This window comes from Pseudomonas sp. DW-iso17 (genome assembly GCF_058725345.1).
The window spans coordinates 18629-45265 of record NZ_JBZXEA010000015.1 but is presented as its reverse complement, the minus strand read 5'-3'; the positions used below and the strand labels follow the sequence as shown (position 1 = coordinate 45265).

24 protein-coding genes are annotated in these 26637 nt (G+C 60.9%); 13 read left to right on the top strand and 11 right to left on the bottom strand.

Annotated elements, in window-relative coordinates:
• Positions 1 to 179: 179 nt before the first annotated feature.
• Together AC4PS6_RS13285 and AC4PS6_RS13280 are read right to left on the bottom strand one after the other, a co-directional pair.
• Positions 180 to 1424 (bottom strand): saccharopine dehydrogenase family protein, encoded by a 1245-nt coding sequence (locus AC4PS6_RS13285; RefSeq protein WP_019817179.1) that lies wholly within the window; start codon positions 1422 to 1424, stop codon positions 180 to 182.
• A gap of 28 nt (positions 1425 to 1452) precedes the next feature.
• Positions 1453 to 2550: a carboxynorspermidine decarboxylase gene (locus AC4PS6_RS13280; RefSeq protein ID WP_019817180.1), complete on the bottom strand. Its 1098-nt coding sequence runs from the start codon at positions 2548 to 2550 to the stop codon at positions 1453 to 1455.
• Between the two features lie 344 nt (positions 2551 to 2894).
• Here AC4PS6_RS13280 and metE point away from each other — a divergent pair, with 344 nt between their 5' ends.
• Positions 2895 to 5183: a 5-methyltetrahydropteroyltriglutamate--homocysteine S-methyltransferase gene (gene metE, locus AC4PS6_RS13275; protein WP_492180851.1), complete on the top strand. Its 2289-nt coding sequence runs from the start codon at positions 2895 to 2897 to the stop codon at positions 5181 to 5183.
• Positions 5184 to 5432: 249 nt separating this feature from the next.
• Here the strand turns inward: metE and AC4PS6_RS13270 are convergent, their stop codons facing one another.
• Complete coding sequence (locus AC4PS6_RS13270) at positions 5433 to 6587, bottom strand: acetyltransferase domain-containing protein (protein ID WP_336827457.1); 1155 nt, start codon at positions 6585 to 6587, stop codon at positions 5433 to 5435.
• A gap of 71 nt (positions 6588 to 6658) precedes the next feature.
• On the opposite strand from AC4PS6_RS13270, the gene AC4PS6_RS13265 reads away from it, so the two are divergent.
• Positions 6659 to 7201, top strand: a complete 543-nt coding sequence (locus tag AC4PS6_RS13265; protein WP_020301786.1) for a DUF924 family protein — start codon at positions 6659 to 6661, stop codon at positions 7199 to 7201.
• Here the strand turns inward: AC4PS6_RS13265 and AC4PS6_RS13260 are convergent.
• A complete protein-coding gene (locus tag AC4PS6_RS13260) occupies positions 7198 to 8637 on the bottom strand; it encodes an alpha/beta hydrolase family protein (protein ID WP_014718783.1) in 1440 nt (479 codons plus the stop codon). The two genes, AC4PS6_RS13265 and AC4PS6_RS13260, sit on opposite strands and share 4 nt — an antisense overlap.
• A 146-nt stretch (positions 8638 to 8783) precedes the next feature.
• On the opposite strand from AC4PS6_RS13260, the gene yfcF reads away from it, so the two are divergent.
• Positions 8784 to 9416: a glutathione transferase gene (gene yfcF / locus AC4PS6_RS13255; RefSeq protein ID WP_020301788.1), complete on the top strand. Its 633-nt coding sequence runs from the start codon at positions 8784 to 8786 to the stop codon at positions 9414 to 9416.
• Here the strand turns inward: yfcF and AC4PS6_RS13250 are convergent.
• Positions 9375 to 9659, bottom strand: a complete 285-nt coding sequence (locus AC4PS6_RS13250; protein WP_014718781.1) for a hypothetical protein — start codon at positions 9657 to 9659, stop codon at positions 9375 to 9377. The two genes, yfcF and AC4PS6_RS13250, sit on opposite strands and share 42 nt — an antisense overlap.
• Positions 9660 to 9798: 139 nt before the next feature.
• On the opposite strand from AC4PS6_RS13250, the gene AC4PS6_RS13245 reads away from it, so the two are divergent.
• Positions 9799 to 10443 carry a hypothetical protein gene (locus AC4PS6_RS13245; protein ID WP_014718780.1) on the top strand — a complete coding sequence of 215 codons (645 nt, stop codon included), beginning with the start codon at positions 9799 to 9801 and terminating at the stop codon, positions 10441 to 10443.
• Positions 10444 to 10488: 45 nt separating this feature from the next.
• Entirely contained in the window at positions 10489 to 10830 is a 342-nt protein-coding gene (locus AC4PS6_RS13240; RefSeq protein WP_014718779.1) for a hypothetical protein, read from the top strand.
• A 74-nt stretch (positions 10831 to 10904) separates the two neighbouring features.
• Here AC4PS6_RS13240 and AC4PS6_RS13235 read toward each other — a convergent pair whose 3' ends face one another.
• Together AC4PS6_RS13235 and AC4PS6_RS13230 are read right to left on the bottom strand one after the other, a co-directional pair.
• Positions 10905 to 11651: a creatininase family protein gene (locus AC4PS6_RS13235; RefSeq protein ID WP_014718778.1), complete on the bottom strand. Its 747-nt coding sequence runs from the start codon at positions 11649 to 11651 to the stop codon at positions 10905 to 10907.
• Between the two features lie 30 nt (positions 11652 to 11681).
• Positions 11682 to 12410, bottom strand: coding sequence for a murein L,D-transpeptidase catalytic domain family protein (locus AC4PS6_RS13230; RefSeq protein ID WP_019817186.1), 729 nt, complete (start codon positions 12408 to 12410; stop codon positions 11682 to 11684).
• A 39-nt stretch (positions 12411 to 12449) separates the two neighbouring features.
• Between AC4PS6_RS13230 and AC4PS6_RS13225 the strand changes: the two genes are divergently transcribed.
• Complete coding sequence (locus tag AC4PS6_RS13225) at positions 12450 to 14051, top strand: L,D-transpeptidase family protein (RefSeq protein WP_336827459.1); 1602 nt, start codon at positions 12450 to 12452, stop codon at positions 14049 to 14051.
• 7 nt (positions 14052 to 14058) lie between these two features.
• Here the strand turns inward: AC4PS6_RS13225 and AC4PS6_RS13220 are convergent, their stop codons facing one another.
• Together AC4PS6_RS13220 and AC4PS6_RS13215 are read right to left on the bottom strand one after the other, a co-directional pair.
• Positions 14059 to 15450 carry a sensor histidine kinase gene (locus tag AC4PS6_RS13220; protein WP_014718775.1) on the bottom strand — a complete coding sequence of 464 codons (1392 nt, stop codon included), beginning with the start codon at positions 15448 to 15450 and terminating at the stop codon, positions 14059 to 14061.
• On the bottom strand, positions 15428 to 16111 hold the full coding sequence (locus AC4PS6_RS13215) for a response regulator transcription factor (RefSeq protein ID WP_003191687.1): 684 nt from the start codon (positions 16109 to 16111) through the stop codon (positions 15428 to 15430). Before AC4PS6_RS13215 ends, AC4PS6_RS13220 begins: the two co-directional genes overlap by 23 nt.
• Before the next feature lie 375 nt (positions 16112 to 16486).
• On the opposite strand from AC4PS6_RS13215, the gene AC4PS6_RS13210 reads away from it, so the two are divergent.
• Positions 16487 to 17392: a hypothetical protein gene (locus AC4PS6_RS13210; protein WP_014718774.1), complete on the top strand. Its 906-nt coding sequence runs from the start codon at positions 16487 to 16489 to the stop codon at positions 17390 to 17392.
• A 199-nt stretch (positions 17393 to 17591) separates the two neighbouring features.
• Here AC4PS6_RS13210 and AC4PS6_RS13205 read toward each other — a convergent pair whose 3' ends face one another.
• Complete coding sequence (locus AC4PS6_RS13205) at positions 17592 to 18500, bottom strand: MurR/RpiR family transcriptional regulator (RefSeq protein ID WP_005787722.1); 909 nt, start codon at positions 18498 to 18500, stop codon at positions 17592 to 17594.
• Positions 18501 to 18582: 82 nt separating this feature from the next.
• Entirely contained in the window at positions 18583 to 18786 is a 204-nt protein-coding gene (locus tag AC4PS6_RS13200; RefSeq protein ID WP_492180850.1) for a hypothetical protein, read from the bottom strand.
• On the opposite strand from AC4PS6_RS13200, the gene AC4PS6_RS13195 reads away from it, so the two are divergent.
• From AC4PS6_RS13195 to iolG, 6 genes are all read left to right on the top strand, one after another.
• Positions 18785 to 20722, top strand: a complete 1938-nt coding sequence (locus AC4PS6_RS13195; RefSeq protein WP_197883303.1) for a bifunctional 5-dehydro-2-deoxygluconokinase/5-dehydro-2-deoxyphosphogluconate aldolase — start codon at positions 18785 to 18787, stop codon at positions 20720 to 20722. The genes AC4PS6_RS13200 and AC4PS6_RS13195 overlap by 2 nt on opposite strands.
• 148 nt (positions 20723 to 20870) lie before the next feature.
• Positions 20871 to 21758 carry a myo-inosose-2 dehydratase gene (iolE, locus tag AC4PS6_RS13190; protein ID WP_019817189.1) on the top strand — a complete coding sequence of 296 codons (888 nt, stop codon included), beginning with the start codon at positions 20871 to 20873 and terminating at the stop codon, positions 21756 to 21758.
• Between the two features lie 3 nt (positions 21759 to 21761).
• The gene (gene iolB / locus AC4PS6_RS13185; RefSeq protein ID WP_019817190.1) at positions 21762 to 22550 is read left to right on the top strand and encodes a 5-deoxy-glucuronate isomerase; all 789 of its coding nucleotides are present in this window, start codon (positions 21762 to 21764) and stop codon (positions 22548 to 22550) included.
• 26 nt (positions 22551 to 22576) lie between these two features.
• Positions 22577 to 23398 carry a TIM barrel protein gene (locus tag AC4PS6_RS13180; protein ID WP_014718770.1) on the top strand — a complete coding sequence of 274 codons (822 nt, stop codon included), beginning with the start codon at positions 22577 to 22579 and terminating at the stop codon, positions 23396 to 23398.
• Between the two features lie 149 nt (positions 23399 to 23547).
• Positions 23548 to 25479, top strand: coding sequence for a 3D-(3,5/4)-trihydroxycyclohexane-1,2-dione acylhydrolase (decyclizing) (iolD, locus tag AC4PS6_RS13175; protein ID WP_020301794.1), 1932 nt, complete (start codon positions 23548 to 23550; stop codon positions 25477 to 25479).
• Between the two features lie 19 nt (positions 25480 to 25498).
• The gene (gene iolG / locus AC4PS6_RS13170) at positions 25499 to 26509 is read left to right on the top strand and encodes a bifunctional inositol 2-dehydrogenase/D-chiro-inositol 1-dehydrogenase (protein ID WP_019817191.1); all 1011 of its coding nucleotides are present in this window, start codon (positions 25499 to 25501) and stop codon (positions 26507 to 26509) included.
• The last annotated feature ends 128 nt before the right edge of the window (positions 26510 to 26637 follow it).

Genomic DNA, 26637 nt, shown 5'->3' with positions numbered 1-26637 from the left:
TGGGAGCTGGCTTGCCTGCGAAAGCGGTGGTTCAGTTGAAGAATCATTGACTGACTGGTCGCCATCGCAGGCAAGCCAGCTCCCACATTTTGATCCTCATTGTTCTTCGAATTGTAGGTGAGCCAAAACAAAAAATGCGCCCCTTGGGGCGCATTTTTTGCTCGGTCAGCTATGGCCTATCAGGCCGTCGCATCCCAGGCCCGATCACCGTTCTCGTCTTTGATCCGAGTCGGCAAGCCCATCACATCCAGCGCCTTGAGGAACGGCTCAGCTGGCAGTTCCTCGACGTTGGCCATGTGCTTCACATCCCACTCGCCACGCGCCACCAGCAGTGCAGCGGCTACCGGTGGTACGCCTGCGGTGTAGGAGATGCCCTGGCTGTCAGTCTCGGCATAGGCCTCTTCATGATCAGCCACGTTGTAGATGAACATCTCACGCGGTTGGCCATCCTTGGTGCCTTTGACCAGGTCGCCGATGCAGGTCTTGCCGGTGTAGCCCGGGGCGAGCGAAGAAGGGTCGGGCAGCACGGCCTTGACCACTTTCAACGGCACCACTTCCAGGCCTTCGGCGGTCTTGACCGGCTGTTCGGAGAGCAGGCCGAGGTTTTTCAGCACGGTGAACACGTTGATGTAGTGTTCGCCGAAGCTCATCCAGAAACGCACGTTGGGCACGTCGAGGTTTTTCGACAGCGAGTGCACTTCATCGTGGCCGGTGAGGTAGAGGTTCTGCGAGCCAACTACCGGCAGGTCGTCGGTGCGTTTGACTTCGAACATGGTGTTGCTGGTCCACTGGCTGTTCTGCCAGCTCCACACCTGCCCGGTAAATTCGCGGAAGTTGATTTCCGGATCGAAATTGGTGGCGAAGTATTTGCCATGGGAGCCGGCATTGACGTCGAGAATGTCGATCGAATCAATGCGGTCGAAATGCTGTTGCTGCGCCAGCGCGGCATACGCGTTGACGACACCTGGGTCGAAGCCCACGCCAAGGATGGCGGTGATGTTCTTCTGTTTGCATTCTTCCAGGTGGTTCCACTCGTAGTTGCCGTACCACGGCGGGGTCTCGCAGACCTTGCCCGGCTCTTCGTGGATGGCGGTATCGAGGTAAGCCACGCCCGTGTCGATGCAGGCACGCAGTACCGACATGTTGAGGAAGGCGGAGCCGACGTTGATGACGATCTGCGAATCGGTCTCGCGGATCAGGGCCTTGGTCGCTTCCACGTCCAGGGCGTTCAGCGCGAAGGCCTGGATATCGGCGGGAACCTTGAGGCTACCCTTGGCCTTGACGCTGTCGATGATGGCCTGGCATTTGGAGATGTTGCGCGACGCGATAGCAATACGACCGAGTTCGTCGTTGTGCTGCGCGCACTTGTGGGCCACCACCTTGGCGACACCTCCTGCACCAATGATAAGAACGTTCTTTTTCAATTGCTTTATCTCTCCTTTATCCGCCAGCTCAGGACAGGCTGGACAGGTAGTCGTCGTAACCAAATTCACGAACCACCTCGACTGTACCGTCGAGTTGTTTCACTACGATGGACGGCATTTTCAGGCCGTTGAACCAGTTTTTCTTGACCATGGTGTAGCCTGCGGTGTCGATGAACGACAGCCGATCGCCGATGGCCAGCGGACGATCAAATTGATACTCGCCGAAGATGTCCCCGGCCAGGCAGGATTTGCCGCACACCATGTAGGTGTGTTCACCCTCGCTCGGCGCCAGCTTGGCGTTGAGGCGATAGATCAGCAGGTCCAGCAGGTGGGCTTCGATGGAGCTGTCGACCACGGCGAGATTCTTGCCGTTGTAGAGGGTGTCGAGCACGGTGACTTCCAGGGAGGCGCTATTGGTGATCGCCGCTTCGCCGGGTTCCAGGTAGACCTGCACGCCGTACTTCTCGGAGAACGCTTTGAGCCGTGCGCAGAATGCATCCAGTGCATAGCCTTCACCGGTGAAATGGATGCCGCCGCCGAGGCTGACCCACTTGACCTTGTGCAGCAGCGCACCGAAGCGTTCTTCGATGGTGCCGAGCATCTTGTCGAACAGGCTGAAGTCGCCGTTCTCGCAGTTGTTGTGGAACATGAAGCCGGAGATCTGATCGATCACGCCATCGATCTTCACCGGGTCCCACTCGCCCAGGCGGCTGAACGGGCGCGCCGGGTCGGCCAGCAGGTAGTCAGAGCTGCTCACCTGCGGGTTCACACGCAGGCCGCGGATCTTGCCTTCGCTGCGTTCGGCAAAACGCTGCAGTTGGCTGATGGAGTTGAAGATGATTTTGTCGCAGTTCTCCAGCATCTCTTCGATTTCATCGTCGGCCCAGGCCACGCTGTAGGCGTGCGCTTCACCTTCGAACTTCTGGCGGCCGAGCTTGAGCTCATACAGCGACGACGAGGTGGTGCCGTCCATGTATTGCTGCATCAAGTCGAATACCGACCAGGTGGCAAAGCACTTGAGCGCCAGCAGAGCCTTGGCGCCGGACTGTTCGCGCACGTAGGCAATCTTCTGCATGTTGACCAGAAGCTTCTGTTTATCGATGAGGTAGTACGGCGTTTTGATCATTTTTGAGAGCCTGCGGCGGTGCCTGCCAAAAAAGGACACGCATTGTGCCCGCACTTGGAACAGATCGAAAGGTTAGCCGGCGGATTTTGCGCGCCACGTTAAGCATAGGGCGTAAGTATGACCGTTCATAAGAATCACCCCGCCCCCTGTGTGAGCGCTCGGGCCTCAGCGAGGCCGCGATGACGCCGGCTCTGGCACCACAAACACCCACAGTAGCGCCGCTAATATCATGCCCACCTGAACATGAGTGAATCTTGTGATGATCTAGAGCAAAATGAGTTTGTCTCAAGACATCCCTCTGCCGACAATGACCGCCATCAATTAGACCATCGGAGTTGTAAGTCATGGCAGTCGCTCATTCCCTCGGGTTTCCACGCATTGGACGCGATCGTGAACTGAAAAAAGCGCAGGAAGCGTTCTGGAAGGGTGAGCTCGACGAAGCCGGCCTGCGCGCCGTTGGCCGTGACTTGCGCAGCACCCACTGGGCGCTGCAACAGCAAGCCGGTATCGAACTGTTGCCGGTCGGTGATTTCGCCTGGTACGACCAGGTGCTGACCCATTCGTTGATGTTCGGTGTGGTCCCTGAGCGGTTCCGCCCGGTCGATGGCCAGGCCACGTTGCATACCTTGTTCGCCATGGCCCGTGGCGTCAGTGACAGCTGCTGCGGCGGTGCCCATGCCCAGGAGATGACTAAGTGGTTCGACACCAACTATCACTACCTGGTGCCGGAGTTCAGCGTCGATCAGCAATTCCACCTGGCGTGGGATCAACTCTTCGAAGAGGTCCAGGAAGCCCTCGACCTGGGGCACAGCGTCAAGCCCGTGGTGATCGGCCCGCTGACCTATTTGTGGCTGGGCAAGGCCAAGGGCGCTGACTTCGACAGGCTCGACCTGCTCGAGCGACTGCTGCCGCTGTATGGCCAGATATTCCAGCGCCTGGCCGAATTGGGCGTGGAATGGGTGCAGATCGATGAGCCAATCCTGGCGCTCGATCTGCCCCAGGACTGGAAGAACGCTTTTGAGCGCGCCTATAACCTGATCCAGCGCAACCCGCTGAAAAAATTGGTGGCCACTTACTTCGGCGGCCTGGAGGAAAACCTTGGCCTGGCTGCCAATCTTCCGGTGGATGGCCTGCATATCGACCTGGTGCGTGCACCGGACCAGTACCCGACCATCCTCGACCGTCTGCCAGCGTACAAGGTGCTGTCCCTGGGCGTGGTCAACGGCCGAAACGTGTGGCGTTGCGACCTGGAAAAAACCCTGGCCATCTTGCAGCATGCCCATGAGAAGTTGGGCGATCGCCTGTGGGTCGCGCCGTCCTGCTCGCTGCTGCACAGCCCGGTGGACCTGGAACGGGAAGACCAGTTGGATGCCGAATTGAAAAGCTGGCTGGCCTTCGCCGTGCAGAAGTGTGCGGAAGTGGCGCTACTGGCCAAGGCCGTTGATCAGCCCGAAGCCCCTGGCGTACTCACCGCCCTGGCTGAGAGCCGCGCGGTGCAGGCAGCTCGCGCCGCATCGTCACGCATTCACAAACCTGCCGTTCAAGCTCGTGTGGCCGCCATCACGGCGCAGGACAGCCAGCGCCAGTCGCCGTTTGCCCAGCGCATCGAAAAGCAACGGGCCGGCCTTAACCTGCCGCTGTTCCCGACCACCACCATCGGCTCGTTCCCACAGACCGCGTCGATCCGCCTGGCGCGCCAATCGTACAAGGCCGGCAAGTTGAGCCACGCCGAATACGTCGATGCCATGCACAGTGAGATCAAGCACGCTGTCGAGGTGCAGGAAAACCTCGGCCTGGACGTGTTGGTGCACGGTGAAGCCGAGCGTAACGACATGGTCGAGTACTTCGCCGAACAACTGGATGGCTACGTGTTTACCCGGTTCGGTTGGGTGCAGAGTTACGGTTCGCGTTGCGTGAAACCCGCAGTGATTGTCGGCGACCTGAGCCGCCCGAACGCCATGACCGTGGAGTGGATTCGCTATGCCCAAGGCCTCACCGACAAGGTGATGAAGGGCATGCTGACGGGCCCGGTGACCATGTTGATGTGGTCGTTCCCACGGGAAGACGTGAGCCGAGAAGTGCAAGCCCGGCAACTGGCCCTGGCGATTCGTGACGAAGTGGTCGATCTGGAAGCCGCCGGCATCAAGATCGTGCAGATCGACGAAGCGGCTTTTCGTGAGGGCTTGCCGTTGCGCCAGGCGCAGTGGCAACCCTACCTCGACTGGGCGACTGAAGTGTTTCGTTTGTGCGCGAGTGGCGTGAGCGATGAAACCCAGATCCACACCCACATGTGCTACAGCGAGTTCAACGATGTGATCGAGTCCATCGCCGCCATGGATGCCGACGTGATCACCATCGAAACCTCCCGCTCGGACATGGAGCTGCTCGACGCGTTCGAAGCCTTCGCCTACCCGAATGAGATCGGCCCGGGGGTCTACGACATTCACTCGCCGCGGGTGCCGGATGCCTCGGAAATGGCCAACTTGCTGCGCAAGGCCGCCAAGCGGATTCCGGCAGAGCGCTTATGGGTGAACCCCGATTGCGGCTTGAAGACGCGGGGCTGGCCGGAGACCGAGGCGGCGCTCATTCATATGGTCACCGCCGCTCGCCAACTGCGTGCTGAACTGGCCTGATTCCTGAACCCGGGCGCGGTTAAAAACTGTGGGAGCGGGCTTGCTCGCGAATGCGGTCTTCCAGTCACCGCAGCAGTGGCTGGCACACCGTATTCGCGAGCAAGCCCGCTCCCACAGGGGATCTGTGGCAGGCGCTGATTATGTGGGCGATGCGTAACCAGTGTGGGAGCTGGCTTGCCTGCGAAAGCGGTGGTTCAGTTGAATATTTAGTAGCTGACACACCGCCCCGCACAATTAGCCTGCATCAGGTCAGAGGTATTTGAGCCACGCCAGGTCCCGCCGCCGTGCTTTCAGGCCGGCGAACCAACGTACCGGCAAGTACAGGGCAATCGGCAACAGCAGCGCTGCCAACCACACCGCACCGATACCGTCGAAGCCAAAGTAATTGCCATGGTTGAGGCCAAACAGCGCAACGCAGGCCACATAGAGGATTTTCAGTACATAAAGGTGCAACAGATAAAAGAACATCGGCGCCGCGCCGAACACCGCCAGCACGCCGATCCAGCGCTTATGCCCCGCGCGTTCAAACGCCAGCAGCAACAGCAAGCCAATCCCCAGGGTCAACGCCAGAAACAACAGCGAAGGCGGATACTTGGTGATGTTGAAAAAGCTCATCAGCGTCAGCACGCTGCTGTCATACACCTGCCAAGGCTGCTCGCCATAGCCGTTGAGCGCGCGCAGCAACCCAAAGCCCACCAACGCGCCCACCCCCGCGACCCGTAAATAACGCTGGCGCACAGCCGGCAGCGTGGCATCGGCAAACCATGGCCCGAGGCCGTAACCCAGGGCAATCACACCGATCCATGGCAGCACCGGGTAGGTGGTGCGCAGGCGCAGGTTTTCAGAGACTTCAATCCAGTTGCGTTCATGCAAGATCGTCCACTGCACATGCAACATCGAGCCCGCTGCAACGTGCAACCCATCGAGCAGGTTGTGCCCGGCGATAATCACCAGCGCCAAGCCGATCAGCCAGGCACGCGGTAGCCAAACCAAAGCGGCGAGGGCGATCATGCTGATGCCGATGGCCCAGATGACTTGCATGTAGATCACGCTGGGTGGCAGTTGGAAGGTCCACGCGAAGTTGACCAGGGTGAATTCCAGCACCACCAGGAACAGCCCGCGCTTGAACAAGAATGCCGACACGTCGCGACGACCCTGATATTTCTGGCCGTACAGCCAAGCCGACAATCCGGTGAGCAGCACAAACACCGGCGCGCACAAGTGGGCCAGGGTGCGGCTGAAAAACAACGCAGGCTCGGTGCTGTCTATGCTCATGGGGTCGCTGACCTGGCGGTGCAGCAAGAAGGTTTCACGCACGTGGTCCAGCAACATAAACAGGATCACCAGGCCGCGCAGGGCGTCGATGGACAGCAGGCGTTTGCGTAAAGTCATAGCGTCAGTCATAAGTTAAGGATCACACGCAGGCAAAATATTGACGTTATTCTATAACATTAAGCGAGGCGCTGATGACAAGCATGACCCCACACTCGGCCGAAGCCGTAATCGCGTTCTGGAAACAGGCGGGGCCCAAGCGTTGGTTCGCCAAGGACGAGGGGTTCGATAGGGACTTTCGCGATAGATTCAACGCGGCTCATATGCAGGCTGCACGGCGTGAACTCGAAGACTGGTTGACCACGGCGGATGGCGCGCTGGCGTTATTGATCCTGCTGGATCAGTACCCGCGCAACGCCTTTCGCGGCACGGCGCATATGTTCGCCACCGACCCGCTGGCGCGGTTGTATGCGCGAAAGATGGTGGACGCAGGATTGGATCAACAGGTTGAACCTCAGTTGCGTGCGTTCTGCTATTTGCCTTTTGAACATTCGGAAGACCCCCAGGACCAGCAACGCTCCCTGGCCCTGAACCAGCAGTTGGATGCCAGCACCTACCACTGGGCCAAGGAGCATGCCGACATCATCGAGCGGTTCGGGCGGTTTCCCCATCGTAATGGGGTGTTGGGCAGGACGAGCACCGACGAAGAACGCGCCTTCCTCAAGGCCGGTGGCTTCGCCGGTTAAGCGTGCTCTGGCGCCAGGCTTCGCTGGGCGCCAACGCGGCGAAACCGCCGCACACCCTTGAGGTCAATTGCCCATCGCAACGCTTCAGTGGCCGAAGGACGCGGGCCCTGGTTGATCGCCTGTTCATCCTTGCCCAGTGCGCTGAGGTAACCCTGCGTACCGCCGCGTTCGCTCCAATAGTGAGTGTGGCTCAACCAGGATTTGGCCAGCCAGCCTTTGCCATTGCCCACGGTCACCGGCAAGTCCAGCACGCCGCCGCCCATCACGGGCTTGACCGGGCCGCCGACGATGTCGCCGAACAGGCCGAAGGGGGCAGGGAAGTACAGGTTGGTCCAGCGCGTGACGGCAAAGGCTGCGGCGTGGTGCAGGTAGTGCGGGGTGAAGGGCTTTTGGCCGAGCATCAGCGGTTGGCGGGCGTTGTAGCCGTAGCCTTGGGTGTCTTCGGTGGGCGGGCAGGCCGGGGCTTCGCGGCGTTCCATACGCTGCTGGAAGTCACTGACGCTGCGGCCCAGCAACAGGCTGGCGTGGGCCATTGGGCTGCCGACCGTGACCAGGTCGGTGATGCGCCAGGGGTTGCCCAGGCCGCGCTGTTCGGCAAAAGCTTCGGTCTGTTGCTGACGAAAATTCAACAGGCTGCTCAGGCTGCCGTCCAGCAAGGCGCCGGCGGCGGGCAGGGCATCCTTGACCACCGGTTGCAGCGGTTCGCGGTTGGCATAACGGGCCGCCAGCTCACGGTTGCTGGGGGTCAGTTGGGTCAGTTGGTCGTGGTATTCATGCCAGAGGTAGCCGACGATGTCATAGGCAATCACGCTGCCCAGGCTGTGACCCACGACGATGATGCGCTCGTAGTCGCCCTGGTTGTGCAGGGCACGCAGCAGGTCTACACCGTCGGCACGGATCTGCTCGCGCACCCTCACGTTCTGCGGGTTGGGGCTGAGGTAGCGTGCGGCGTCTCCCAGGTACGCCAGCGCCGAATAGCGCAGCCCCAGTCCCATGGCCACGAGCAGCAGGGGGATCAGCGCGAAGGGGTTGTCGCTGGGGGGCAATTGGCCCCAGGCCGTGGCCAATGTACCGCTGGCAACCAGCAGCAATAACACCAGCACCGTCCAGCGCGTGCTGCGCCAGATCGGCACGATGGCCTCGGGAATGTCGCGACGCGGGCGCTTGAAGATGTCCCACAGCCAGCCCAGCAGATGGCCGAACTTGGTGCCCTGCATCTTGTGGGCCCAGTAGTACTCATAGAAATCCGTCGAGGTACGGCCCGAGGCCTTCAGTACGCGCAGGTCGAAGTTGCGCGATAGCCGATCCGGCTTGCTCCAGTACAGAGGTTTGCCATCGGGGGTGTCCGTGGGGATCATCGCTTCGACAAAGCCGCGCAAGGTGTCCATTGGGCGCTGCTCGCCGATGCCGTGGATAACCACAACTGCTTGTTTCATGTGCTGTTCCTTCCTTGAAAATCAGCGGTAGCCATAATATTGCCACTAGCCGCGCTATTCCCGCCAGGAATGCCCCCATAAAAACCCTGCATTGTCTTTATCGGCCGGGATCTCGTAGCGTGACGCCTCACCCCAGGAGATTGCCCATGAGCCAAGGCCCGCTGCACCTCTACGTTGATTCGCTGTTTACCAGCCCCTATGCCATGTCGGTGTTTGTCGCCTTGCGCGAAAAAGGCCTGGCGTTCGAGACCCTCACCCTGGACCTCGATGCCGGGCAAACCCAGGCGGCAGATTACGCCCAACGCTCCCTGACCCAGCGAGTGCCGACCTTGGTAGACGGTGATTTTGCATTGTCTGAGTCTTCGGCCATCACCGAGTACCTGGACCAGGCCTACCCCGAAACCCGCGTGTACCCGGCGGATGTGCAACAGCGGGCGAGGGCGCGACAGGTTCAAGCGTGGTTGCGCAGCGACTTGCTGCCGATTCGCCAGGAGCGCTCGACCCTGGTGGTGTTCTGCTCGCAGAAGAGGCCGCCGTTGTCAGCAGAGGCTCAAGCCGCCGCGACCAAGTTGATCAGCGCGGCGCAAGCCTTGCTGGCGGATAACCGCGAGTACCTGTGCGGCCAGTGGTCGATTGCCGATGTGGACCTGGCGGTGATGCTCAATCGCCTGATCCTCAACGGTGACGCCATGCCAGCGCAGCTGGTGGCCTACGCGCAACGCCAGTGGCAGCGGCCGTCAGTGCGCGAGTGGGTCGAGCTGCGACGGCCCGCGCTCTAGTTGTGCCTGCTGGGCAACACGCCGGTCGAGGTCTTCCCAGTCGGCCATGCCCAGCACGCGCATGGTGTTCAAACCGCGCAAATAACCGCGCAATTGCTCGGCGCTGGCGCTGCTTTTCGCGGCGTCGGCGTGTGAGTTCAGCAACACGGTTTCGTACTCAACCAGGTAGTCGGCGACTCGCTCGCGAAACTCTGGCAGTACCGCCTCGCGGATACGATCGAAGATTTTCTGGTAGGGCTTCATGGCGGGGTCCTTATAGATTTTATGGGCGGCCTGACACTATCGGTTCAAATGATAGTCACCATCAAGGATCACAAGTTCTGTTTTTTCGCCAAACGCGCAGAATCTGCACATCGAGACGCAGCCCAAGGAAAAATGCGCGATGAGGACGATTATCCAGTTGGCTTTGATGGCCCTGATGCTGGGCACCGCGGTCATGACCACCCCGGCGATGGCCGATGAAGTGCGTACAGGCCATTTGCTGCCACTGGTGGGTAGCGTAGACTCCCTGCAGCGTGCCCAGTCGGTGGGGGTATTGTTCAGTGAAAACACCCGCGACAACCTCAGCTACCTTGAACGCTACCACGCCATGGCGCAGAACGGCGCCAAGGATGCCCTGGATGGGCGGATTCGCGAGGCGTTCGTCAACAGCTCCGACCCGGAACTGGCGATCGACTGGTTGATGCACTCGTTGCAGGGCACTTTTCTCTCGGTGACGGTCTATAGCAGCCTGGATGAGTTGGTGCAGGCGCACCCGGATGTGGTGGTGGTGCTCGATACCCATAACCAATTGCTCACCCAGCGTAATGACCGGGTCGAAGCACGCTTTGTCGCACGCTTCTACGACGCGAACCTGCAATTTATCGCCAAGGCCGAAGGCTCGGTGGATAAGCACGTGCCGTCAGTGTGGGTGCACGACAAGGCGGCGCCGGAGATTGCTGCACTGATCGAGCAACAACGCGATGTACAGCAAGATGCCCTGAAGCAGTTCGATGCGTCGCTCAAGGCCCTGGTTCGCGCAGGTTGATCCGCGATGGTTGTGAACCCTATTTGGTTATTTTCAGGAATGTTTATGCGCTCTTTCTTCGCCTCGGCCCTGGCTTGTGCTTCGTTGCTGCTGACCGGTTGTATCACGGCGCCCAACGCCCCATCGCTGACCCTGCAAACCAACAAGACCCCCGATGGCTATGTGCAATGCGTATTGCCCAAGCTGGAAAAGCACGGCATCACCTCGACCGTCACCCAGAACTCGCGCCACGCCAAGGTGCTGTTGACCAGCAAGATTGCCGCCGATGATGTGCTGGAGGCCTACAAGTCCCAGGACGGCACCAAAGTGTTCCTGTATGAGCGCAAGCCGTTGGCTTCGGCGATCAAGCCATCTAGGCTCGAGCAGGCCGCCCAGGATTGCAAATAAAGCCGGGCACAACGCAAATCCACCCTGTAGGAGCGAGCAAGCTCGCTCCTACAGGGTATTGGCGCCCATTTGGATCAGGGTTTGGCTTCGTTGCTGAAGCTGTCGACAGTCTTGACCAATCCCTGCGCCGCCAACGCCACCAACTCACCGCCTTTCTCCACAGTAGCCAACGCCGGGTCCGAGCCCATGCGGCCGTCAGGGAAGCGCGCACGGAAGTCCAGGGCTTCACGGATCGGACCAGTGTTGGCGATTTGCGGTGAGTACTCGGCAGACTTGATCGCATCCGGATACGCCCACTGCGTCACGGCAATTTCCGATGGCGTGGCGTGGCTGCCATGCCCCACCGGGAATTGACGCTGGGCCAGGTCAGTGACGCCTTCCAGGTCCCACCAGTTCACCAGTTTCAGCGCAAACCCGGCCGGGCGGCGGGCGAAGCTGGCTTCGGCGTACAGCTCGGAGAACGCCGCTTCAATCGTGGCGATGTTGCCGCCGTGACCGTTCAGGAACAGGATCTTTTCGAAACCATGCCCGGCCAGCGAGCGCACCCAGTCGCCAATCGCGGCGATAAAGGTGGAAGGGCGCAGGGAGATGGTGCCGGGAAAGCCCAGGTGGTGTTGGGCCATGCCGATATTGAAGGTCGGGCCGACCAGGATGTCGGCGTGCTTCTGGGCGTGGTGGGCGATGATCTCCGGGCACATCCAGTCAGTGCCCAGCAGGCCGGTGGGGCCATGTTGCTCGTTGGAACCGATGGGAATCACCACCGTGCGGCTGCGTTCCAGGAACTGCCCGATTTCGATCCAGGTGGAGGTGTGTAGAAGCATGCGACGTTCTCTTTTATCAGTGGGGACAGGCTATCCGCCACGGATTGTACGACTACTCGCCACCTGTTGGGGTTTGCAATTGAGGTAGGTCGATGACTTCAGCCAGCGCTGGTCGGGGTACCACGAAAACATGAACTGCCCGTCCTTGAGCTTGTCCACCACTTGGCGGGCGACTTGCGGACGCACGGCCGGGCAACCCTGGCTGCGGCCGATACGGCCTTCGCGCTTGCTCCACAATGGGCTGACGTAGTCGGCAGCATGAATCACGATGGCGCGGTCGCGGGCCTGGTCATTGAAGCCGGGTTCCAGACCGTCCATGCGTAGCGAGTAGCCATGGGCGCCCAGGTAGCTTTCCTGGGTGCGGAACAAGCCCAGGCTCGACTGGTGGCTGCCCTCGAGATTGGAGAACTGGGTAGCGAAGTTTTCCCCGGACTTGGCACCGTGAGCCACCAGGTCGCGTAGAACCAAGGTCTTTTTGCGCAGGTCGAAGATCCATAGGCGACGGGCGGTCGAGGGCTGGGAGTAGTCAATAACCGCAAGGCGATCGGAACGCTCCTCGCCGTTATTGACCGCGCACTGCACGGCGCTCAGGGCGCTTTTCAGCACGGTGGGATTGAGTTCTGGAGCCGAGCGCGCCAGGCTGCTATACAGGGAAGGAGAGGTGCCATTGGCGGCGAGCGCAACATTGCTCAATAAAGCCAGGCACCCAGTGATCAAGCCCAGGCTGGTTAGCCTGAGCAGGCGTATAAAAGTCAGCATCTACAGTCGAGTCCCCGCTGTGGAGTGGAGCTAAGTCAATTGTTCAAAAAACACGCATGTTACTTGAGCATTTGCCTGCTCGTTGCACCATTGGTCGCTACAGCCGAAACGCTGCCGGTGGAGCCATTGCCCGTCACCACCCCTGCACCGGTCGCGCTGGCGCCACTGCAACAGGCGTTGGCGCAGTTGACCAGTGTCTGCCCGCACCTTGCGCCGCGCATAGATGCCGCCGCGTTGGTGCGCCTACAAGCCTTTTACCAGCAGCAGGGCGATGCCCCGCTATGGTCGGCTGACGAACGCCGGCATGCCTTGCACAGCCAGTTGCTGATGCTTGCCGACGATGGCCTGGACCCCACCCACTATAGCTTGCCCGCGGCGGATGCCACGGCCAACGTGCTGTGCAGCGATATCGCCAACAGCCAGCAGTACCTGCAAGCCCTGCAGGATTTGCATTACGGGCGCCTGCAGCAATCGCGCTTTGAGCCCCTCTGGCACTCCCAGCCACCCAGTGGCGATCCGAATACCCAAGTACTGGCGTTCGCCGCCACCGGCCTGCAAGACATGGCCCAAGCCTTCGATCATGCGCGGCCCAGCGCCGATTTGTACCGCAGCCTGCGCAATGCCTATGCCGGCGTGCGCCAGCAGCCGCTGCCCCATTGGGACCCGGTCGCCGAGGGCGCGTTGCTGCGCCCGGGCATGAACGACGCCCGGGTGCCGGAGTTGGCGCGGCGCCTGCACAGCGGTGGCTACCTGGCCCAGTTGCCCAGCGGCAACGGCAAGCAATACCAGGGCGAATTGGTCAAGGCGGTGAAAGCCTTCCAGCTCAGCCACTCGTTGCAGGCCGACGGCGTGGTCGGCGCCGGCACCGTGGCTGAACTCAATATCAGCCCGGCGATGCGTCGTGAACAACTGCGCATCAACCTGGAGCGCTTCCGCTGGCTGGCCCAGGACCTGGAGCCTGAAGGCGTCGTGGTCAATGTGGCCGCCGCGCAACTGAGCGTGTACCAGAGCGGCATCCCGGTGTGGCAAACCCGCCTGCAAGTAGGCCGGGCCGAACGCCAGACGCCGTTGCTCAAGTCGCGTATTACCCGGCTGACCCTCAACCCCACCTGGACCATCCCACCGACCATCATGCGCGAGGACAAACTGCCAGCCATCCGTCTCAACCCTGAATACCTGCGCCAGCAAAACCTGCAAGTGCTCGACGCCGAAGGTCACCCCTTGACGCCCGACCAGGTCGACTGGGCACGCCCCGGCAATATCCTGCTGCGCCAGCAGGCCGGTCCGCGTAACCCGCTGGGCAAGATTGTGATGCGCTTTCCCAATCCGTATTCGGTGTACCTGCATGACACCCCCAGCCAGCCCTTGTTCACCAAGGGCCCACGGGCGTTCAGTTCGGGATGCGTGCGGGTCGAGCAACCGTTGTTATTGCGCGACCTGCTGGTAACGCCGGCCGAACGCACTCGCACCGATGAGCTGCTGGCGACCGGCGAAACCCATGAATTCAGGCTGGCCACGCCGGTACCGGTGCTGTTGGGGTATTGGACGGTAGAAGTGGATCGTCAGGGCGAGTTGGTGTACGCGCCGGATATCTATGCGCGTGACCCGGTGTTGATCAAGGCCATGGGCAGCGTGCTCTAGGGCACGCTTATTCCGGCATCAGTTGCTGGCGGCATTCCAGCACCAGGCGGGCGCCGCCCAACTCACTGGTGCCCACCTCCAGCTTGAAGCCATGCAAGTTGATGATCGCCGCCACAATCGACAGGCCCAGCCCAAAGCCGCCTTGCTGATCACTCTCATCGACCCGATAGAAACGCTGGAACACCGACGCGCGCTCGGCAGCCGGAATGCCTGGCCCGGAGTCGAGCACTTCGATGCGCGTACTGCCCAGGTCGTTGACTGCTCGCAGGATCACTTTGCCCTTGGGCGGGGTGAACTTGATCGAGTTACTCAGCAGATTGGCCAGGGCTTCAAACAACAGCGCACGGTCACCGGTAATCCACGGCAGTGAGTCAGGCGCTTGTAACACCAGCTCCAGTTCGCCTTCTTCGGCCAGGGGCAGGTAGAAATCATGCAGCTCGCGCAGCAACGGCAGCGGGTCCAGCACCAGGAAGCCCGAGCGGCGCTGGTGGTCTTCCAGTTCCGAGATGCGCAGCAGCCCGCGAAAACGTGCCATCAGCGTGTCGGTTTCGGCGATGGCGTCATCGAGCTTTACCGCGTGGGCCGAGTCTTCCTCGGCTTGTTGCTTGATGCGGTAAAGCTGGGCGCGCAAGCGGGTGAGCGGGGTGCGCAGGTCGTGGGCGATGTTGTCGCACACGCCCTTGACCTCGTTCATCAGTTTTTCGATGCGGTCGAGCATGGCATTGACGATGGCGGCAAGCATGTCCAGCTCGTCGCGCCGGTTGGACAGCGGCAACCGGTGCGTGAGGTCGCCGGCGACGATGGCCTCGGCGCTGGCCTGGATCCCGCGAATACGCCGCAACGGGCGACGGCGCAGCAGGTGCCAGCCGGCAGCGCCAGGAATGATGGTCAAGGACAGCGCCCACAGCAGGGCGTGCCAGATAATCCGCGTTACCCCGAACAACGAGCCGTTGGCGCGTACCAGCACCAGCCAGCGGCCGTCTTCGGTGTGGGTGGCCACGGCATCGCAGCTGTCCTTGGGCAGTTTGGGGTCATCGGATTGCACGCAATTGGTCAGGGCGTAGATCTTGCCATCCAGCGGCAGGTCGGGTGGCACGGCACGGATCGGCCCGCTCAAGGGACGAAATTGCTCATCGAACAGGCCGTAGGCGTCCACGCCCTTCATGTCGAAGGTCATGCTGGTGGTCAGCGCTTCCACCAGTTCTTCGCCGTCGAAACGCTGGAAAAGATGCTGGCGCTGCAACAGGGAATGGCGCGACAAGTCGCTGAGGTAGCCTGAGACCTCGTAGTACAGCACCCCCATGAGGATGCAACTCCACGCCACGAACAACGAACTGTACAGCGCCAGCAAGCGGCTGCTGGAAGAGCGCCAGCCTTTAGAGGGGTTCAGCAATGACATAACCCGAGCCTCGTACCGTGCGGATCAGCGGCGTGAGGCCCGGTGGGTCGATTTTCTTGCGCAAACGGCCGATGTGCACGTCGATCAGGTTGGTGCCGGGGTCGAAGTGATAGCCCCAGACTTCCTCGAAAATCATCATCCGCGACAGGATCTGCCCGGTGTTGCGCATCAGGAATTCAAGCAGTTTGTATTCAGTGGGCAGCAGGGTCAGCGGTTGATCGGCGCGGCTGGCTTCGCGGCTGATCAGGTTCAGTTCCAGGTCGGCCACGCGCAGGGCGGTTTCGAATTCCTGGACCGTGCTTTTACGCCGCAGCAGCACCTCGACACGGGCGGCCATTTCATCCGAGGCGAACGGCTTGGTCAGGTAGTCATCGCCGCCGGCACGCAGGCCGCGCACGCGCTCGTCGACATCGGAGAGGGCGCTGATCATCAGGATCGGCGTAGACACCCCAATAGTGCGTAACGTGGTGACGATGGCCAGGCCATCCAGTTCGGGCAGCATGCGGTCAAGGGTGATCAGGTCGTAATCACCACTCACGGCACGGACCAGGCCCTCGCGGCCGTTGTCCACCCAATCTACGTCCAGTCCATGGCTACTCAGCTCGGCGACAATCTCGCGGGCCGTTACGGCGTCATCCTCGATGGTCAAAATGCGGGTCATAGGATTACCTGGTGAGCGTTCACACTAGAAGTGGCGACATTTTGCCAAGAAGTTGCTGAATGTTTCCTAAATAAAACTTCATCTTCTTAAAGCCGACATCGCACTGTGGGAGCTGGCTTGCCTGCGATGGCGGCTTACCTGCTGGCATATTCGTTGGCTGCCATGCCGCTATTGCAGGCAAGTCAGCTCCCACAGGGGAGTGCATTACGCCCGCCTAATATCGCCGTTTATTGCAACCTGCATGATCTGGCTAAGTTCAATTTAAATAAATCATTGAAATTAAAGGAATTTAATTTCAATCGCAGCTGGCACGCTGCCTGCACTGTCCGTTTTGAGACTTGTAACATCATTTTTCGTGCCTGGAGCAAAACAACAATGATCACATCCTCATCCACGCTGCAAGAGTCAAGCACGCTCTCCGGGGTTTCCTGGGGGGCGATTTTCGCCGGTGCCGCTGCGGCGGCTGCATTGTCATTGATCTTGGTATTGCTGGGCTTCGGCCTGGGCTTTTCGGCGGTGTCGCCTTGGGCTGACAGCGGTATCAGCGCCAAGGGCCTTGGCATTTCCACAATTGTCTGGCTGGCGTTCACCCAGATTGTCGCTTCTGGCCTGGGCGGCTATATCGCCGGTCGTTTGCGGGTAAAGTGGGCCAATATGCACGGCGACGAGGTGTACTTTCGCGACACGGCCCATGGCTTCCTGGCGTGGGCAGTGGCCACATTGATCACGGCGATGTTGGTGGTCGGTTCGGTCAGCAGTGTGGTCAGCGGCGGCGTGAAAGCTGGCGCCAGCGTGGCATCGGGTGCCGCCAGCGGCCTCACCCAAGCTGCGGGCAGCGCGGCAAAGGGTGCCGACAGTGGTGACTTCGGTTACTACGTCGACAGCCTGTTTCGCGATGATCGCCCAGCGGCGGTCAGCGATGATGCAGCCCACGCCGTAGTCGGTCGCATCCTGACGCGCACGTTGAGCAACGACGGCCAACTGGCAGCGGAAGATCGTGCCTACCTGGCCCAACTGATCAGCCAACGTACCAACCTGAGCCAGGCCGATGCCGAAGCCCGCATCGACAAGGTCTATGGCGATGCGCGCAAAGCCGTCGAAGACGCCAAGCTCAAAGCCAAGCAAGCTGCTGAAACCGCAGCGAAAGTGGCGGCTTACACCTCGCTGTGGACCTTTGTAGCGCTGCTCATCGGGGCGTTCTTCGCCAGCTTCGCCGCCACCTTCGGCGGTCGCCGCCGGGATGCCGTGGTGTACGTCGAAACCGAAAACTACGTTCGTTAATTCAAGGAGAACATGATGCGCTCATTACTGCTGTGGTTCCTCGGCGTGCCGATTCCGCTGATCATTCTGATCGCGATTTTCATGCACTAATTGTATGAGCGAGCTTGCTCGCGAAGAACTGCCGGGCGCCGCGTTCATTCAAAATGGCCGCGGCGTTCTTGCGTTTTGCGCGAGCAAGCTCGCTCCTACAGGTGGCGGGTCAGTCGTCGAACCCAACCTGCTCATGAATCTCATCCACCTTCAATTCCAACCGATACGCCACCGCAATGAACAACGCCTGGCACAGGCACAGCGTGGCGCTCAGCGAGCGGAAAGCAAACGAGGAGCCTTCATTGACCAACAGCACCGCATTCGCGCGCTTGGCCAGGGGCGACAGGTTGCTGTCGGTGATGATCAGGGTCTTGGCCTGGTGATGCTGCGCGATGCGCAGGCAGTGCTGGGTCTCTTTGCCGTAGGGCGTGAAGCTGATGGCTATCACCAGGTCATTGGCGCGCACGCTGCGCATCTGCTCGCGATAACTGCCGCCTAGCCCCGAGATCAGGTGGATGCGCTTGTTTGTGTGCTGCAGGTTGTAGACCAGGTAGTCGGCCACCGCAAAGGAGCGGCGCACGCCGACCACGTAGATGTTGTCGGCATTGACCACCAGGTCCACGGCTTTCTCGAAGGCCGCATCGTCCAACTCCAGCCCCAAGCGTTCGATGCCCGAGAGGGTGGCGTTGACGCACTCGCGCGCCAGGTCGCCGCCGCTGGCCTTCTGGGACTTGTTGGCGATCATGCTGCGGATGCGCTGCTGGTAGTTCTGTACCGGCGTGGTCTTGTGGGTATACGCCTCGCGAAACAGCGCCTGCATCTCACTGAACCCACTAAAGCCGAAACGCTGGGAGAACCGCACGATGGCCGAGGGGTGCACTTCGCATTCCCGGGCGATGTCGCTGATGCGGTCGACCATGATCCGGTCGCTCTGCTGGCTCATGTAGCTGGCGATACGCTTGAGCTGGCGCGGCAGGCTCTCGTATTCGTCGGTGATCAGCTGCAACAGGCGTTCGGCATTGATCGGAGGGCTGGCGACAGTTTCTTCCAGGGTGGTCTCGGGATCGGTGCGGGACATGGGCAATCCTTCTGGCGTGTTCGTCTGATGCGCTGATAGGTGGCGCAAGTCTACAGGGTAGGCGCAAAAAAATACCCCGGCATCACGGCCCGCGTGGCCTGCTGAAACGATGCATGGGCGCTGGCGTGCCGCTATCCTGAGGTGTTGGAAAAAATATTCCACTAAAAATAATTATGGAATAAATATTGATTGCTGCCACCGGACGTTCTAGTCTGCTCCCACCAAGAGCGTTTGCCGTCGCCACGGCGGCACAACGCAGGCTGATAAAAATAACAGGAGCCAGCATGGGCCAGACTCGTTTTGCCAGTGGGCGTCAATTGGATCTGATTTGCCTCGGGCGCCTGGGCGTCGATCTCTATGCGCAGCAAGTCGGTGCGCGGCTTGAGGATGTGTCCAGCTTCGCCAAGTATCTGGGCGGATCTTCCGCCAACATCGCTTTCGGCACCGCCAGGCTGGGGCTGAAGTCGGCGATGCTGAGCCGGGTCGGCGATGACCACATGGGCCGTTTCCTGGTGGAATCCCTGGCCCGCGAAGGCTGTGATGTCAGTGGCATCAAGGTCGACCCTGAGCGCCTCACCGCCCTGGTCCTGCTGGGCCTCAAGGACCGCGAAACCTTCCCCCTGGTGTTCTACCGCGAAAACTGCGCCGACATGGCCCTGCGCGCCGAAGACATCAGCGAAGCCTTTATCGCCTCCAGCAAAGCGTTGTTGATCACCGGTACGCATTTCTCCACCGACGGCGTGTACAAAGCCAGCCTCCAGGCCCTGGATTACGCGGCCAGGCACAACGTCAAGCGCGTGCTGGACATCGACTACCGCCCTGTGTTGTGGGGCCTGGCCGGCAAGGCCGATGGCGAAACCCGTTTCGTCGCCGACCAGAATGTCAGCCAGCATGTGCAGAAGATCCTGCCGCGTTTCGACCTGATCGTCGGCACCGAAGAGGAATTCCTGATTGCCGGCGGCAGTGAAGACCTGCTCACGGCCCTGCGCACCGTGCGTGAACTGACCCCGGCCACCCTGGTGGTCAAGCTCGGCCCCCAGGGCTGCACGGTGATCCACGGCGCAATCCCGGCGCGCCTGGAAGACGGGGCCATCTATCCTGGCGTGCGGGTTGAAGTGCTCAACGTGCTGGGCGCAGGCGATGCTTTTATGTCGGGCTTTCTCAGCGGCTGGATCAATGACGCCAGCGATGAGCGTTGCAGCCAGTTGGCCAATGCCTGTGGCGGCCTGGTGGTATCGCGCCACGCCTGTGCGCCAGCGATGCCGACCCCCGCCGAACTCGATTACCTGTTCAACAGCCCCGTGCCCATCACCCGGCCGGACCAGGACGTGACCCTGCAACGCCTGCACCGTGTCACGGTGCCGCGCAAAGTCTGGAAGCAACTGTTCGTCTTTGCCTTCGACCACCGCTGGCAATTGGTGGAGTTGGCGCAAAAAGGCGGCCAGGCCCCTGAGCGTATCAGCGACATCAAGCAGTTGTTTATCCAGGCCATCGAACGCGTGGAGCGCAAACTCAGCGAGCAGGGCGTCGAGGCGGATGTGGGCCTGCTAGCCGACCAACGCTTTGGCCAGGATGCACTCAACGCCGCCAGCGGTCGCGGCTGGTGGATTGCTCGCCCGGTGGAAGTGCAGAACTCGCGGCCCCTGGCGTTCGAGCACGGGCGTTCGATCGGCAGCAACCTGATTGCCTGGCCCCAGGAACACATCATCAAGTGCCTGGTGCAGTTTCACCCCGATGACGAGCCGATGCTGCGCCTGGAACAGGAAGCGCAACTCAAGGCGGTGTACGAGGCGTCGCTGGTCAGTGGTCACGAACTGCTGCTGGAAGTCATCCCACCCAAGGATCACCCGTCCACCTACCCGGACGTGCTCTACCGCAGCCTTAAACGCCTTTACAACCTTGGCATTTACCCGGCCTGGTGGAAGATCGAAACCCAATCGGCCGAAGACTGGAAAAAGCTCGACGAACTGATCCAGGAACGCGACCCCTACTGCCGTGGCGTGGTGTTGCTGGGCCTGAATGCTTCCCCCGAGTTTCTCGCCGATGGCTTCAAGCAAGCCAGCCAGAGCAGCACCTGCCGTGGGTTTGCCGTGGGCCGCACGATCTTCCACGAGCCGAGCCGGGCGTGGATGGCGGGGGAGATTGATGATGAAACGCTGATCCAGCAGGTGCAGGCGACCTTCGAACAGCTCATCAATGCCTGGCTCAGCGCCCGACAGTAAATACGATCAAATGTGGGAGCTGGCTTGCCTGCGATAGCAATCTATCCGTTGCAAATGTACTGCCTGACACACCGCTATCGCAGGCAAGCCAGCTCCCACACAAAGCAGATCCCAGTGAATTCTGAAGATAAAAACAAAAGGTGCAGCCATGCCCGCAATCCGAATTGGCATCAACCCGATCTCCTGGAGCAACGACGACCTCCCGGCCCTCGGCGGTGAGACCCCGCTGAGCACGGCCCTGAGCGAAGGCAAGGACATCGGCTACGAAGGTTTTGAACTCAACGGCAAATTCCCCAAGGATGCCAAGGGCGTCGCTGACGTGCTGCGTCCTTATGACCTGGCGCTGGTGTCCGGTTGGTACTCCAGCCGTCTGGCCCACCGTTCGGTGGCTGAAGAAATCGAGGCGATTGCCGCCCATGTCGAACTACTCAAACACAACGGCGCCTCGGTACTGGTATACGGCGAAGTGGCTGACTCGATCCAGGGCTCGCGCATCCGCCTGATCGAGCGCCCGCGTTTTCACAGTGAACAGGCCTGGCAGGCTTACGCCGACAAGCTTACCGAGCTGGCGCGTTTCACCCTGTCCCAGGGCGTGCGCCTGGCCTATCACCACCATATGGGCGCGTACGTCGAATCCCCCGAGGACATCGACCAGTTGATGAAACGCACGGGCCCGGAAGTCGGCTTGCTGTTCGATTCGGGCCACTGCTACATGGGCGGCGGCGAACCCATCGAGGTGCTGCGCAAGCATATCGACCGCGTCTGCCATGTGCATTTCAAGGATGTACGCAAACCCGTGGTGCAACTGGCGCGCAACCAGATGTGGAGCTTCCCGGACTGCATCGTCAACGGCACTTTTACCGTGCCTGGCGATGGTGATATCGACTTCGCACCGTTGCTGGATGTGTTGCTCGCGGCGAACTACAAGGGCTGGCTGGTGGTGGAAGCCGAGCAGGACCCGGCCGTGGCGCCCAGCTATATCTACGCCAAGAAGGGTTACGACACCCTGCGTGCGCTTCTCAACCAGAGGACTTGAGTGATGAGCTTGTTGGTCAAAAGCAGCAAACGCGGGCAAACCATGGTTGCCCTGGAGGCGGGTCGCCTGGAGTACGTAGGCTTTGCCGCGTACCGCCTGAGTCTGGGTGAAACCCTGCCGGTCAGTGCGGGCGATCAGGAACTGTGCCTGGTGCTGCTCAGCGGTCGGGTGAATATTGAAGGCGAAGGCTTCAATTGGCAGAACCTGGGGGATCGCCAGTCGGTGTTCGAAGACAAGTCACCGTTCGCCGCCTATTTGCCGCCGGGCACTGACGCCCGAGTCACGGCCCTGAGCGACGTGCAGATTGCCGTCTGCGCAGCGCCGGGTGCTACGGGTTTTGCCCCGCGCTTGATCCGCCCCGAGCAGTGCAAGCGCAGTGTGCGCGGCAAAGGCGCCAATACCCGTTACGTGTGCGACATCCTGCCTGACAGCGAGCCGGCCCATTCGCTGCTGGTGGTGGAAGTGCGCACGCCGTCCGGGCATTCCTCCAGCTACCCGCCGCACAAGCACGACACTGACGACCTGCCGCACCAGAGCTTTCTGGAAGAGACCTACTACCACCAGGTCAACCCGCCCCAGGGCTTCGTGTTCCAGCGTGTGTACACGGATGATCGCAGCATCGACCAGGCCATGGCCGTGGAAAACAGCGACCTGGTGGTGGTGCCCAAGGGGTATCACCCGGTCAGCGTGCCGTATGGCTACGAGTCTTATTACCTCAACGTCATGGCCGGCCCCAAGCGCGCCTGGCATTTCCATAACGACCCGCAGCACAGCTGGCTGCTGGACCTTTAAACGGTTTTGGACGGAGAACAACAACAATGAAGTCGCCGCTACGTTTTGCCCTTAACCGTATGGTCGCGCCTGATTTGCCCCTGGCGGATTTTATCCAGTTGGCCAAAGCCCTTCAGTGCGATGCCATCGAGATCCGCAACGACCTCAAGAACCGCGAGATCGAATACGGCATGTCCGCCAGCCGCGTGCGTGAGTTGTGCGCCGCGCAGGGCATCAAGGTGTTGTCGATCAACGCGCTGTACCCCTTTGATGTGTGGAACGACGAACGCCGTGCCCAGGCAATCGAACTGGCCACCTACGCCCGTGAGTGCGGGGCCCAGGGCCTGGTGATGTGCCCGTTCAATCAGCCTGGTGATACGCGCAACGACGCGCAGCGCGCCGCCGGTTTGCGCACGGCGTTGAGCGAGCTGGCGTTGATCCTGCGCGAGTACGGGATTCTGGGTTTCATCGAGCCTCTGGGCTTCACCGTATCCGCCCTGCGCCGCAAGCGCGTGGCAGTGGATGCCATCAAGGCCATCGGTGGCCTGGATGTGTTTCGTGTGGTGCACGACACCTTTCACCATCACCTGGCCGGCGAGCATGAGTTCTTCCCGGAGCTGACCGGGCTGGTGCATATCTCCGGGGTGGAAGACCGCGAGGCGCCGCTCGACTCGATCCGCGACGGCCACCGCGTGCTGGTGGGCGAGGACGATATCCTCGGGAATGCGGCGCAGATCGACACCTTGCTCAGCACTGGCTACAGCGGCTATTTGTCGTTTGAGCCGTTTGCCGAAAGCGTGCATGGGTTGGCGGATATCCGGCAGGCATTGGGCAGCAGCATGGCGTATTTGCAAAAGCCCTTGCCATAACGCGATCAAAAATATGGGAGCTGGCTTGCCTGCGATAGCGGTGTGTCAGGCAATACATGTGCAACTGATAGACCGCTATCGCAGGCAAGCCAGCTCCCACAGTGGATCGGTGTTGAACACTTCAATTGCAGTCACACAAGGTGCAAGTGATGACCACAACAAGATTGACCATGGCCCAGGCCCTGGTGAAGTTTCTGGATAATCAATACATCGAGGTCGATGGCGTACAGAGTAAGTTCGTCGCCGGGGTATTCACTATTTTCGGGCATGGCAATGTGTTGGGCCTCGGCCAGGCCCTGGAGCAGGACAGCGGCGACTTGGTGGTGCACCAGGGCCGCAACGAACAAGGCATGGCCCATGCCGCCATCGGGTTTGCCAAGCAGCACCTGCGCCGCAAGATCTATGCATGCACGGCCTCGGTCGGGCCGGGCGCGGCCAATATGCTCACCGCCGCAGCCACCGCCACCGCTAACCGCATCCCGTTGCTGTTGCTGCCCGGTGATGTCTATGCCAGCCGCCAGCCCGACCCGGTGTTGCAGCAGATCGAGCAATTCCACGACCTGAGCATCAGTACCAACGACGCCTTCCGCTCCGTAAGCAAATACTGGGACCGCATCAACCGCCCGGAGCAACTGATGACCGCGGCGATCCATGCCATGCGCGTGCTGACCGACCCGGCTGAAACCGGCGCGGTGACCCTGGCCTTGCCCCAGGATGTACAAGCCGAAGCCTGGGACTACCCCGACTATTTCCTGCAAAAACGCGTGCACCGCATCGACCGACGCCCGGCCACCAGCGCCATGATCGGTGACGCGCTGGCTGCGTTTCGCGGCAAGCGCAAGCCGCTGATCATTTGCGGCGGCGGGGTCAAGTACTCCGGCGCCAACCAGGCACTGCAAGCCTTTGCCGAGCGTTTCGATATTCCTTTCGCGGAAACTCAGGCGGGCAAGAGCGTCGTGGTTTCCAGCCATCCGTTGAACGTCGGCGGCATCGGCGAAACCGGCTGCCTGGCGGCTAACCTGCTGGCGCCTGAGGCCGACCTGATTATTGGCATCGGCACTCGTTATACCGACTTCACCACCTCGTCAAAATCGCTGTTCAAGCACCCCGAGGTGAAGTTTCTCAACCTCAATATCAGCCCCTGCGATGCGTTGAAGCTGGACGGTGTGCAAGTGCTGGCCGATGCGAAAGTTGCGCTTGAAGCACTGGCCGATGCCTTGGGCGATTACCGTTCGGGCTGGGGCGGACAGGTCGCTGGCGCGAAGGCGCAACTCGACGCCGAAGTGGACCGCGTGCATCAGGTGCACTACCAGGGCGATGAGTTTGTCCCCGAAGTCGACGACCACCTGGACCGTGCCGTCCTGCGGGAATTCATCGAGCTGACCGGTTCGTGCCTGACCCAAAGCGCGGTGCTCGGCGTGCTCAATGTACGCCTGGCCGATGACGCAATCATCGTGGCTGCCGCCGGCAGCCTGCCCGGCGATTTGCAGCGTGCCTGGCGCAGCAAGGGCGTCAACACCTACCACGTCGAATATGGCTATTCATGCATGGGCTACGAGATCAACGCTGCCCTGGGCGTGAAGCTGGCCGAGCCAAGCAAGGAGGTGTACGCCCTGGTTGGCGATGGCTCCTACATGATGCTGCACTCGGAGCTGGCCACCTCGATCCAGGAGCGCCGCAAGATCAACGTGGTGCTGTTGGACAACATGGCGTTCGGTTGCATCAACAACCTGCAGATCGGCAACGGCATGGACAGCTTCGGTACGGAGTTCCGCTTTCGTAACCCCGAGAGCGGCAAGCTCGACGGCGGCCTAGTGCCGGTGGATTTCGCCATGAGTGCGGCGGCCTATGGCTGCAAGACCTACAAGGTCAGCACGGTAGAGCAGCTGGAAGCGGCCCTGGCCGATGCGCGCACGCAAACCGTCTCGACCCTGATCGATATCAAGGTGCTGCCCAAGACCATGATCCACGGCTACCTGTCGTGGTGGCGGGTGGGTGTGGCGCAGGTGTCCACCAGTGAACGCACGAATGCAGCGGCAAAAAAACTCAATGAACACCTGGCCAAGGCCCGGCAGTACTAACAACAAGAGGAGTGTTTGCATGTCTTTGAAGCTTGGAGTGATTGGTACGGGCGCCATTGGCCGGGACCATATTCGTCGTTGCAGCCAGGCCTTGCTCAACAGCCAGGTGGTGGCCGTCACCGACATCAACCTTGAGCAGGCGGCCCAGGTGGTGGCGGATTTAAAGCTGGACGCCGAGGTGTACCCGGACGGCCATGCGTTGATCAATTCGCCGGAGGTCGAAGCGATCCTCGTGACCTCGTGGGGCCCCAGCCACGAAGAGTTCGTACTGGCCGCCATCGCCGCCGGCAAACCGGTGTTCTGTGAGAAACCCCTGGCGGTGACGGCCGAGGGCTGCCGCAACATTGTCGAGGCCGAAGTGGCACACGGTAAGCGTCTGGTCCAGGTGGGCTTCATGCGCCCTTATGATCAAGGCTACCGCGCCCTCAAGGCGGTGATCGACAGCGGCCAGATTGGCGAGCCGTTAATGCTGCACTGCGCGCACCGTAACCCCACGGTGGGCGAGAACTACAACACCGGCATGGCGATCACCGATACCCTGATCCATGAGCTGGACGTGCTGCGTTGGCTGCTCAACGACGACTACGTGTCCGTGCAGGTGGTGTTCCCGCGCAAGACCAGCAAGGCGTTGGCGCACCTGCGCGACCCACAGATCGTGCTGCTGGAAACTGCCAAAGGCACGCGTATCGACGTGGAAGTGTTTGTGAACTGCCAATACGGCTACGACATCCAGTGTGAGGTGGTGGGGGAGAGCGGTATCGCCAAGTTGCCGGAGCCATCTCAGGTGCAACTGCGCAGCGACGCGAAGCTGTCCAACGCGATCCTGATGGATTGGAAGGATAGGTTTATCGGTGCCTATGACGTGGAGTTGCAGGCATTTATCGACAGCGTGCTGGCCGGGCAGGTCGGCGGGCCGTCGGCCTGGGATGGGTTTGCGGCGGCGGTGGCGGCGGATGCGTGTATTGAAGCCCAGGGCAGTGGGCAGATTGTGAAAGTCAGCCTGCCGGATCGCCCACACTTCTACGGCTAACTCACTGAAGAAATGTGGTTAACACTGTGGGAGCTGGCTTGCCTGCGATAGCGGTCTATCAGTGGCAGATTCAGTGCCTGACACACCGCTATCGCAGGCAAGCCAGCTCCCACAGTTGCTTGGGTTCC

Coding starts and splice junctions, on each gene's coding strand:
- AC4PS6_RS13280 (WP_019817180.1), bottom strand. CDS start 2,550: ATGATCAAAACGCCGTACTACCTCATCGATAAACAGAAGCTTCTGGTC.
- metE (WP_492180851.1), top strand. CDS start 2,895: ATGGCAGTCGCTCATTCCCTCGGGTTTCCACGCATTGGACGCGATCGT.
- AC4PS6_RS13270 (WP_336827457.1), bottom strand. CDS start 6,587: ATGACTGACGCTATGACTTTACGCAAACGCCTGCTGTCCATCGACGCC.
- AC4PS6_RS13265 (WP_020301786.1), top strand. CDS start 6,659: ATGACCCCACACTCGGCCGAAGCCGTAATCGCGTTCTGGAAACAGGCG.
- AC4PS6_RS13260 (WP_014718783.1), bottom strand. CDS start 8,637: ATGAAACAAGCAGTTGTGGTTATCCACGGCATCGGCGAGCAGCGCCCA.
- yfcF (WP_020301788.1), top strand. CDS start 8,784: ATGAGCCAAGGCCCGCTGCACCTCTACGTTGATTCGCTGTTTACCAGC.
- AC4PS6_RS13250 (WP_014718781.1), bottom strand. CDS start 9,659: ATGAAGCCCTACCAGAAAATCTTCGATCGTATCCGCGAGGCGGTACTG.
- AC4PS6_RS13245 (WP_014718780.1), top strand. CDS start 9,799: ATGAGGACGATTATCCAGTTGGCTTTGATGGCCCTGATGCTGGGCACC.
- AC4PS6_RS13240 (WP_014718779.1), top strand. CDS start 10,489: ATGCGCTCTTTCTTCGCCTCGGCCCTGGCTTGTGCTTCGTTGCTGCTG.
- AC4PS6_RS13235 (WP_014718778.1), bottom strand. CDS start 11,651: ATGCTTCTACACACCTCCACCTGGATCGAAATCGGGCAGTTCCTGGAA.
- AC4PS6_RS13230 (WP_019817186.1), bottom strand. CDS start 12,410: ATGCTGACTTTTATACGCCTGCTCAGGCTAACCAGCCTGGGCTTGATC.
- AC4PS6_RS13220 (WP_014718775.1), bottom strand. CDS start 15,450: ATGTCATTGCTGAACCCCTCTAAAGGCTGGCGCTCTTCCAGCAGCCGC.
- AC4PS6_RS13215 (WP_003191687.1), bottom strand. CDS start 16,111: ATGACCCGCATTTTGACCATCGAGGATGACGCCGTAACGGCCCGCGAG.
- AC4PS6_RS13210 (WP_014718774.1), top strand. CDS start 16,487: ATGATCACATCCTCATCCACGCTGCAAGAGTCAAGCACGCTCTCCGGG.
- AC4PS6_RS13205 (WP_005787722.1), bottom strand. CDS start 18,500: ATGTCCCGCACCGATCCCGAGACCACCCTGGAAGAAACTGTCGCCAGC.
- AC4PS6_RS13195 (WP_197883303.1), top strand. CDS start 18,785: ATGGGCCAGACTCGTTTTGCCAGTGGGCGTCAATTGGATCTGATTTGC.
- AC4PS6_RS13200 (WP_492180850.1), bottom strand. CDS start 18,786: ATGCTGGCTCCTGTTATTTTTATCAGCCTGCGTTGTGCCGCCGTGGCG.
- iolE (WP_019817189.1), top strand. CDS start 20,871: ATGCCCGCAATCCGAATTGGCATCAACCCGATCTCCTGGAGCAACGAC.
- iolB (WP_019817190.1), top strand. CDS start 21,762: ATGAGCTTGTTGGTCAAAAGCAGCAAACGCGGGCAAACCATGGTTGCC.
- AC4PS6_RS13180 (WP_014718770.1), top strand. CDS start 22,577: ATGAAGTCGCCGCTACGTTTTGCCCTTAACCGTATGGTCGCGCCTGAT.
- iolD (WP_020301794.1), top strand. CDS start 23,548: ATGACCACAACAAGATTGACCATGGCCCAGGCCCTGGTGAAGTTTCTG.
- iolG (WP_019817191.1), top strand. CDS start 25,499: ATGTCTTTGAAGCTTGGAGTGATTGGTACGGGCGCCATTGGCCGGGAC.